The sequence below is a fragment of the Angustibacter aerolatus genome (genome assembly GCF_054776675.1).
This window is the reverse complement of the sequence record NZ_BAAHBM010000109.1, coordinates 1-9,134: the sequence shown is the minus strand read 5'-3', so window position 1 is coordinate 9,134 and position 9,134 is coordinate 1. Positions and strand designations below refer to the sequence as shown.

Sequence of the window (9,134 nt, the reverse complement as noted above, 5' to 3'; positions counted from 1 at the left end):
GTCCCGTCGCCGTCTCGGCGTACCCGAGCACCAGCGCCGTGGTGGCGGCGTGCCGGGCGCGTTCTGCGGCCCGCGGGCCGGCAGCGGCCGGCACGCTGGTGCTCGGGTACGCCGAGACGGCGACGGGACTCGGGCACGCGGTGGCGACCGCGCTGGGGGCGACGGTGCTGCACTCGACCCGCCGGGCCGTGCCGGGCGCGGCCTCCGGGCCGGGCTTCGAGGAGGAGCACAGCCACGCCACCTCGCACCTGCTGCTGCCCGCCGACCCGGCGCTGCTGCACGGGTCGGGCCCGCTGGTGCTCGTCGACGACGAGCTGTCGACCGGCCGCACGGTGCGCAACACGCTCACCGCGCTGCACGCCGTGGCGCCCCGCCCTCGCTACGTCGTCGCCGCGCTGGTCGACGTGCGCGCGCCGAACGACACGGCGCTGCTCGACGACCTGGCCGCCGAGCTGGGTGTGCCCGTCGACGTGGTGTCGCTCGCCCGCGGCACCGTGACCCTTCCCGGCGGCGACGGGCTGCTCGCCCGCGCCGCCGACCTGGTCGCGCAGGTGGAGGCCGCCGGCTCGCCGCGCGGTGCGGGTACGGCTGGCGGTGCCGCGGGCGGGGGGCCGGGACGGCCGAGCGGTGATGTCTCCGGGCGGGTGCACCTGCACGGGGCGTGCGGCTGGCCGGACGGGCAACCGGAGTCCGGCCGGCACGGGCTCGACGCCGCCGGAGCGGCCGGTCTGCAGGCGGCCGCCCGGGCCGTCGGCGAGCGGCTCGGCACGCTGCTCGCGCCGCTCTTCGAGCCCGCCGTCGAGCCCGCGTCCGGGTTCGCGGCAGGTGCGGGGTCGGCTGGATCGACGGGGTCGGCGGGATCGACGGGGTCGGCGGGGGTCCTGGAGGTGCTGGTGCTCGGTACCGAGGAGCTGATGCACGCCCCGCTGCTGGTCGCCGAGGCGCTGCAGCAGGCGCTGCCGCAGGTGCGGGTGCGCTCGTCGACGACCACCCGCTCGCCGGTGCTCGCCCTCGACGAGCCCGGGTACGCCGTGCGGTCGGTGCTGCGCTTCCCGTCGCCGGAACCCGACCCCGTGGCGCCCGAGCGGTTCGCCTACAACGTGCGCCTGGCCGACGGCGGCTGGGCGGCCGCCGTCGTCGTCACGGACCAGCCCGCCGACACCCCCGCGCTGCACGCTCCTGGCGGCCTGCTCGACCAGCTGGGCGAGCACGCCGCGGCGGTGCACCTGATCACCCTGCCGACCGCCGGGCCGACCGCCGGGCCGACCGCCGGGCCGAGTGCCGAGCCGGGTGCGGCGTCCGGCGCGGGCGGGGCGCTGCCCGAACCGCTGCGCGGCCCGGCGTTCGGCTCGTTCGCGGCCGAGGAGGTGGGTTGGCTGCTGCGCGACCTGTCGGGCGTCGACCTCGAGGCGCCGGTCGAGGAGCGCGAGGAGGCGATCCAGGCGGGCGGCGCGCACTACGCCGAGTCGCTGCCGGTCGAGTACCAGCCGACCGAGCAGTACCAGCAGCTGTTCCACGAGGTGCTCGCCGAGTCGGCGGGCCGGCTGGCGCAGGCCGTGGGGGTGGTGACCGAGCTGGTGCTGCAGGAGCGCGGACCGGACGCGGTGCTGGTGTCGCTGGCCCGCGCGGGAACGCCCGTCGGGGTGCTGATGCGGCGCTGGGCCCAGCAGGCGCACGGCCTCGACCTGCCGCACCTGGCCGTCTCGATCGTGCGCGGGCGCGGCATCGACACCGTCGCGCTGCGCTGGCTCGCCGCCCGGTTCCGCCCGCGCGACGTGGTGTACGTCGACGGGTGGACCGGCAAGGGCGCCATCGCGCGCGAGCTCGCCGCGGCCGTGGCGTCGGCGAACACGACGCTCGGCCTGCACGACGGCGAGGGGTTCGACGCCGAGCTCGCCGTGCTGGCCGACCCCGGCTCGTGCGTGCGCCTCTACGGCACCCGCGCCGACTACCTCATCGCCTCGGCCTGCCTGAACAGCACGGTCTCGGGGCTGGTGAGCCGCACCGTGCTGAACGACCTGATCGGGCCGGACGACTTCCACGGCGCGAAGTTCTACTCGGAGCTGGCCGGCTCCGACGTCTCGAACGCGTTCCTCGACGCCGTCTCGGCCCGCTTCGACGACGTGCGCGAGGCCGTGGCGCAGACGGTGTGCGAGCGGACGGCGCAGCCGCCGGCACCGCCGACGTGGGCGGGGTGGGCGGCCGTCGAGGGGATCAGCGAGGAGTACGGCATCGGCGACGTCAACCTGGTGAAGCCGGGCGTCGGCGAGACCACCCGCGTGCTGCTGCGCCGGGTGCCGTGGCTGGTGCTCGCCCACCCCGACGCGGCGGCGGAGCTGGGGCACGTGCGGCTGCTCGCGGCGCAGCGCGGGGTCGAGGTGCGCGAGGTGCCCGGGCTGGCATACAGCTGCGTGGGGCTGATCCACCCGCGGTTCACCCGGGGCGCCACCGGTGCCGACGGGCTGGCGGCGACGTGAGCGACGTGAACGACGTGCGCGACGGCACCGCGGGGCGAGCGGAGCGGGTGGCGCGGCGGGGGAGCGGGCCGGTGCTGGTGGCGACCGACCTCGACCGCACGCTGATCTACTCCCGGGCGGCGATGCGGGGCGCGGGCGTCGACCCGCCGACCGTGCCCGGCGACGAGGAGCTGCACTGCGTCGAGCACTACCTCGGTGAACCGCTGTCGTACGTGACGACGCGCGCCGCGGACGGCCTGCGGGCGCTCGCGGCGAGCGCGCTCGTGCTGCCGACGACGACGCGCACGGTCGAGCAGCTCGCGCGGGTGCTGCTGCCGGGGGCGACGAGCGGTTGGGCGGTCGCGGCCAACGGCGGGGTGCTGCTGGTCGACAGCGAGCGCGACGGCGACTGGGACCGCGCCGTCGAGCGTGCCCTGCGCGCCGGCGGGGCGTCGCTGGCCGAGGTGCAGCGGCACCTGGAGGGCGTGCTCGACCCGGCGTGGACGTCGTCGCTGCGGTCGGCGCAGGACCTCTTCGCCTACGCGGTGGTCGACCGGCCGGCGCTGCCGCACGGCCTGGTCGACGACCTCACCGGCTGGGCGGCGGGGCGCGGCTGGGTGACCTCGCTGCAGGGCCGCAAGCTCTACCTGGTGCCGCGGGCCCTCACCAAGCACGCCGCGGTCGCCGAGGTCGCTCGGCGCCGCGACGTGCCGCTGGTGCTCTCGGCCGGCGACTCGCTGCTCGACGCCGAGCTGCTCGAGCACGCCGACGCCGCGGTGCGCCCGGCGCACGGCGAGCTGCACCAGACCGGGTGGGTGCGCCCGCACGTCACCGTGACCGCGGCCGCCGGTGCGCGCGGTGGCGAGCAGGTCGTCGACTGGCTGCTCGACCGGGTGCGGCGGGCGACCGGCGACGGGCCGGTGGCGCCGGGTGCGTGGACGGCGGCGGTCGGCCTGGGATGATCGCGGCGATGCCCGCGCACCCCACGCCTCCCACCGGTCCCGCCGCCACCGACGACGTCGACGTCGAGCTGCCGCTCGACGTGCCCGTGGCGGTGGTGATGCCGGTGCTGAACGAGGAGCAGCACCTCGAGGAGGCGGTGCGGGCGGTGCTCGAGCAGCGGTACCCCGGCCCGGTGCGGGTGGCGCTGGCGCTGGGCCCGAGCACCGACGGCACCGACGAGGTGGCGCGCCGGCTGGCCGACGCCGACTCCCGGGTGCTGCTCGTGGCCAACCCGAGCGGCCGCACCCCCGAGGCGCTGAACGCCGCGATCGCGGCCACCGACGAGCCGGTGGTGGTGCGGGTCGACGGCCACAGCGTGCTCGACCCCGACTACGTGCAGACGGCGGTCGGCCTGCTGCGGCGCACCGGGGCCGCCAACGTCGGCGGGATCATGGACGCCGAGGGCGGCACCGACTGGGAGCGCGCGGTCGCCGCTGCGATGACGTCGAAGCTGGGCGTCGGCGGGGCGGCGTTCCACGTCGGCGGCACCGAGGGCGCGGCGCCCACCGTGTACCTCGGGGTGTTCCGGCGAGCCTGGCTGCGGCGGGTCGGCGGGTACGACCCGCAGTTCGTGCGGGCGCAGGACTGGGAGATGAACCACCGCATCCGCGAGCTCGGCGGGCTGGTCTGGTTCTCGCCCGCGCTGCGGGTGTCGTACCGCCCGCGCAGCACGCTGCGGGCGCTGGCCCGGCAGTACCACGACTACGGCCGCTGGCGCCGGGTGGTGTCGCGCACCCACCCGGGCACCATCTCGCTGCGCTACCTCGCGCCGCCGGTGACGCTCGCCGGCGTCGTGGTCGGCACCGCCGCGGGCGTGGCCGGGCTGGCCACCGCGACACCCGTGCTGTGCCTCGGCTTCGTGCTGCCGGCCGGGTACGCGGGCGTGGTCGCGCTCGGCACGGTGCTGGCCGGGCGGGGACAGCCGCCGGCGGTGGTGGCGCGGCTGCCGCTGGTGCTGCCGACCATGCACCTGTCGTGGGGGTGGGGCTTCGTCACCAGCCCGGCGTCGATCGTGCCGCGGCAGCTGCGCGAGGCCGCCGAGGCCGCCGACGAGGACGCCTGAGTCAGGCCTCGAACGAGCTGGCGAGCGGGAAGTACCGCTCGAGGAAGTCGTGGGCGAGGGCGTGCGCCCGGCCGTGCTCGGCGGCGTCGATCTCGTTGAGGCAGAACATGTCCGCGTCGCGGTGCCGCAGCAGGCGCTGCAGCTTCAGCGGAGCTCGGCGCTCGGCGATGTCGCAGTAGCGGTACGACATGTGGCCCGGCACGGCGCGGCCGGTGGCGTAGCCGTAGTAGTGCGACAGCGACGCCGCGACCGAGGCGTCCTCGGGGCTGCGGAACTGCGCGTCGGCGGTGCGGGCCAGCACGTCCGCGAAGCGCCGCTCGAGGTCGAGCAGCACGCTGCGCCGCTGCGGGTAGGCGACGTGCTGGAACTTCTGGGTGACCGTGCGGTCGAACGCCTTCTCCATGATCGACCGGGTGGCCTTCGCCGCGCTCACCACGGGCAGGTCGAGCGGCGACGCCGACGCCAGGTCGATCGTCGACGGCGTGAGGAAGAACTTGGCCAGCCCGTTGCCGTGGAAGAACAGCTCGGGGGCCACCGGCCGGCCGAAGAAGAAGTCGTCGTTCAGGTAGAGGTAGTGCTCGGCGAGGCCGTCGATGTGGTGCAGCCGCGACTCGATGGCGTGCGAGTTGAAGGTGGGCAGCCGGCCGGCGTCACCGAACAGCTCGCGGTGGTCGACGACCCGCAGCTTCGGGTGGTCGGTGCGCAGCCAGCCCGGCACCTGCCCGTCGGTGACGACGTACACGTGGCGCACCCAGTCGGCGTGCATCTCCAGCGAGCGCAGCGAGTACCGCAGCTCGTCGTGCGAGGAGAAGCGCGAGGCGTTGGCCGCGAGCGGGTGGTAGGCGGCGTGGTCGGCCGCGGCCCAGGCGGCCTCCTTGCGCGCCGCCCAGGCGTCGTCGTCGCCGTCGACCCAGGTGTAGACGACGTCGATCGGGAACTGCACGTCGAGCAGGTGCGGGCGCAGCAGCCCCTCGTAGGTGCGCACGCGGCGGCCGTCGACCTCGGCGCCGACCGGTCGCTGCTGCTCGGGCGTGAGGTAGGCGGCCCAGCGGTTCGGGCGCGGTGCGGTGCCGGTGCCGGGCGGGTGCGGGCCGGCGCCGGTCTGCACCGGCCACACCTCGAGGTCGCAGCCCAGCTCGGGGCCGGCCAGCAGCGTGCCGTCGCCGGGGTCGGTGCCCTGCGCGCGCAGCGGCCGGAAGACCCGCAGCACGGCGGGCACGCCGAGGCGCTGCTGCACCTGGGCGACGGGCACGGCTCGGCCCAGCCGGTCGCCCTCGACGGGGCTGGCGTAGACCGCCCGGCCGGCCAGCTCGCGGGCCAGCGCGGCGTGCGCGCGCTCGCCGTCGGCGGCACCCATCACCACGACGACCCGTGGGCGCGCGGTGCCCGCCTCGAGCACGGCGTACGGGACGTCGTCCGCCTCGAGGGCGCTCACGACCAGGTCGAGCGAGTCGGCGAGCGCACGCTGCGCGCTGAAGGTGGTGGTGGTGACGGCCAGCACCGGTCCGGTCGGGCCGAGCGCCGCGGTCGCCTCCTCGACGACGTCGCGCCGCTGCCCGCGGCCCCGCAGCCCGGTGACCGAGCGGGCGAGCCGCCGCTGCGCCGCCGTCTCGCCGTGCCACAGCGTCGAGGCCGAGGCGAGCAGCGACACGGGCGCCCGGCCGGCCAGGCGTCGCGCTGCGCGCATCACGCCTCCGCCCATGGCTCGCTCCTCGGCCGTCCCCAGTGTGCCGTCGTGCCGGGTCAGCATACCGAGCGTCGTGGCCCGGTCACGGGTTCGCGGGTGCCCCGGACGCGCGTCGTGCGGCGATGGCCCGCTCGAGGTCCTCGGCGAAGTCCACCTCCACGGCGTAGAGGTCGCTGATGTCGACCGGCGTCACCTGCAGCCCGTCGTGCTCGATCGCCAGCTCGATGCCGCGCTCGAAGTAGTCCTGCTCGGCGCACTCCTCGAGCCGGCGCACCAGGGCCGGCCGGTCGGACGCCGACACCAGGTTGATGCCCACCGACTCGCCGAGCGCGGCGTCGACGGGCACCTGCTTCGACAGCGCCAGCACGTGACCGGCGTCGTCGACGGTGTACTTGACCTCCTCCTCGGCGGTCGTGGCGGTGTTCACCGCGATCGCCGAGCGGTCGCTCTCGAGGAACGGCAGCAGCCGGCGCAGCACCTCGGCGTCGAACACCACGTCGCCGTTCATCCACAGCACCGGACCGGGCATGCCGGCGCGCAGGGCCTTCAGCAGGCTCTTGCTGGTGTTGGTCTGGTCGTAGCTCTCGTTGTAGGCGAAGAGCGCGTCGGGCACGGCCTCCATGAGCAGCTCGTGCTTGAAGCCCACGACCACGACCAGGCGGGCGGCCTCGCCCAGCACCTCGCGGACGTTGTCGAGCTGCTGGGCGATGATCGTGCGCCCGTCGTCGAGGGGGGTGAGCGGCTTCGGTGCCGGCCGCCCGAGCCGGGTGCCCATGCCCGCCGCCAGGATCGTGACCTGCACGGGGGTGACAGCTGGCATCGGGGCTCCTCGGGTGGGCGGGCGGGCTGGTCGAGGCTACCGAACGCCGGACGGCGGGCCTGGTCGGACGCCGTCACCCGGCTGACCTAGGGTGTGCCCCGGTGCAGGGCCCCTGCGCCGGCGAGCGACGACACGACGACCGGGACGGAGCGTGGGCATGGGCCTGGCCGCTCGGCTGCGCGCCGTCGTCGAGACCCGCAAGATCCTGTGGCTGCTGGTGCGGCGCGACCTGAAGGTGCGCTACGCCAGCTCGGCCCTCGGGTACGTGTGGACGGTGCTCGACCCGCTGCTGATGACCCTCATCTACTTCTTCGTGTTCTCGGTCATCTTCAAGCGCGGCCAGAACAGCCCGGAGAGCCCGTACATCGTGTTCCTGGCGTTCGGGCAGCTGGCCTGGGGCTGGTTCAGCGGCGCGGTGAACGACAGCTGCCGCGCGCTGGTGTCGGAGAAGAAGCTGGTGCGCTCGACCCGGCTGCCGCGCGAGATCTGGGTGCTGAAGGTCGTCGGCTCCAAGGGCATCGAGTACGTGCTGTCGCTGCCGGTGATCGTGCTGTTCCTGGTGACCAGCCAGACGGCCCCCTCGTGGCGGCACCTGCTGTTCTTCCCGCTGGGCCTGCTCATCCAGTCGGTGCTGCTGGTGGGCCTCGGGCTGATGCTCTCGGCCGTGACCGTGCTGGTGACCGACCTGGCCCGCGTCGTCCGCATCGTGCTGCGCATGCTGTTCTACGCGACGCCGATCCTGTACTCGATCCAGAGCCTCGACGGCCGGCCGAACCTGCAGCGGCTCTTCGACCTCAATCCGATGACCGGCATCCTCGACCTCTACCGCGCCTCGGTGTACCCCGACCAGATGGCGGGTGCGGGCACCGTGGCGCTGTCGGCCGGCATCAGCGTCGCGATCCTGTTCCTCGGCAGCTGGGTGTTCCGGCGGCTCGAGAGCCCGGTGCTGAAGGAGCTGTGACGTGAGCGCTGCGAGCGGTGCCGGCACGCGGCCGGTCGTCGGCCCGGTCATCGAGACCGTCGGCCTGGGCATCCGGTTCGGTCGCAACCGGCGGCAGCGGCTGTCGATGCGCGAGATGCTCTTCCAGCGCCGCACCAGCACCCCGAAGGGCTCGTTCTGGGCGCTGCGCGACGTGTCGCTCTCGGTGCAGCAGGGCGAGGCGGTGGGTCTGGTCGGCGCGAACGGCCAGGGCAAGAGCACGCTGCTGCGGCTCATCGCCGGCGTGCTGCTGCCCGACGAGGGCACCGTCGCGGTGCGCGGCGGCGTCGCGCCCCTCATCGAGCTGACCGGCGGGTTCGTCGGCGACCTCACGGCCCGCGACAACATCTGGCTGACCGCCGGGCTGCACGGCCTGTCGAACCAGCAGATCGAGGAGCGCTTCGACGAGATCGTCGACTTCGCCGAGATCGGCGACTTCCTCGACACCCCGTTCCGGCACTTCTCCAGCGGCATGCAGGTGCGGCTCGGCTTCTCGGTGATCACGACGCTCGACGAGCCGGTGGTGCTGGTCGACGAGGTGCTCGCCGTGGGCGACAAGCGCTTCCGCGAGAAGTGCTACCAGCGCATGGAGGAGCTCGTGAGCGGCGGTCGCACGCTGTTCCTGGTGTCGCACAGCGAGGGCGACCTCAAGCGGTTCTGCACCCGCGGGGTGTACCTGTCAGAGGGCACCGTGCGCGAGGACGGCACGGTCGCCGACGCCATCGACGCCTACAACCGCGACCAGGGCCGGAAGTGACCCGCCGGTGAGCCCGCGGCCGGGCGACGGCGCCGTCGTGGCGGCGGTGGTCGACCCGGCCGATCCCGGTGCGGCGCCCGACCTGGCCGACGAGGTCGTGCAGCGGGCGGTCGCCGAGGCCGGGACGTCGGCCGGCGTGCTGACCGCCCCCACCCGGGCCGCCCTGCTGGGCCGCCTCGCCGAGGTGGCCGCCGTGCCAGCCGACGCGACGGACGTCGGCCGGCTGGTGCTCGTCGACGGCGGCGTCGTCTGCTCCCCGACGCTGCTCGGTGACCTGGTGGCCGGCCCGCGCCCGCTCGACCACGCCGGCCTCGTGCAGCGCGACGGCCGCGACCGGGTCGTCGGCGTGCCGCTCCCTGCACGCGCCCGC

The 9,134-nt window shown here is 75.2% G+C and carries 8 protein-coding genes; 6 read left to right on the top strand and 2 right to left on the bottom strand.

The genetic code is table 11. The features are described from left to right. From ACYVI6_RS16850 to ACYVI6_RS16840, 3 genes are all read left to right on the top strand, one after another. The coding region (locus ACYVI6_RS16850; RefSeq protein ID WP_460447471.1) for a phosphoribosyltransferase domain-containing protein at nt 1–2,477 on the top strand (2,477 nt) is incomplete at its 5' end. A gap of 122 nt (nt 2,478–2,599) precedes the next feature. After that, the gene (locus tag ACYVI6_RS16845; RefSeq protein ID WP_460447472.1) at nt 2,600–3,418 is read left to right on the top strand and encodes an HAD family hydrolase; all 819 of its coding nucleotides are present in this window, start codon (nt 2,600–2,602) and stop codon (nt 3,416–3,418) included. An 8-nt stretch (nt 3,419–3,426) separates the two neighbouring features. Beyond that, the gene (locus tag ACYVI6_RS16840) at nt 3,427–4,521 is read left to right on the top strand and encodes a glycosyltransferase family 2 protein (protein WP_460447470.1); all 1,095 of its coding nucleotides are present in this window, start codon (nt 3,427–3,429) and stop codon (nt 4,519–4,521) included. Between the two features lies 1 nt (nt 4,522). Here the strand turns inward: ACYVI6_RS16840 and ACYVI6_RS16835 are convergent, their stop codons facing one another. Both ACYVI6_RS16835 and ACYVI6_RS16830 read right to left on the bottom strand, forming a co-directional pair. Then, nucleotides 4,523–6,223 carry a stealth family protein gene (locus tag ACYVI6_RS16835; protein WP_460447469.1) on the bottom strand — a complete coding sequence of 567 codons (1,701 nt, stop codon included), beginning with the start codon at nt 6,221–6,223 and terminating at the stop codon, nt 4,523–4,525. A gap of 67 nt (nt 6,224–6,290) precedes the next feature. Then, entirely contained in the window at nt 6,291–7,028 is a 738-nt protein-coding gene (locus ACYVI6_RS16830; RefSeq protein ID WP_460447468.1) for a phosphocholine cytidylyltransferase family protein, read from the bottom strand. A 157-nt stretch (nt 7,029–7,185) separates the two neighbouring features. On the opposite strand from ACYVI6_RS16830, the gene ACYVI6_RS16825 reads away from it, so the two are divergent. The 3 genes from ACYVI6_RS16825 to ACYVI6_RS16815 form a co-directional block, all read left to right on the top strand. Beyond that, entirely contained in the window at nt 7,186–7,989 is an 804-nt protein-coding gene (locus tag ACYVI6_RS16825; protein WP_460447467.1) for an ABC transporter permease, read from the top strand. A 1-nt stretch (nt 7,990) separates the two neighbouring features. After that, complete coding sequence (locus ACYVI6_RS16820; protein WP_460447466.1) at nt 7,991–8,764, top strand: ABC transporter ATP-binding protein; 774 nt, start codon at nt 7,991–7,993, stop codon at nt 8,762–8,764. Nucleotides 8,765–8,771: 7 nt separating this feature from the next. Continuing rightward, on the top strand, nt 8,772–9,134 hold a 363-nt coding region (locus tag ACYVI6_RS16815; RefSeq protein ID WP_460447465.1), incomplete at its 3' end, for a hypothetical protein.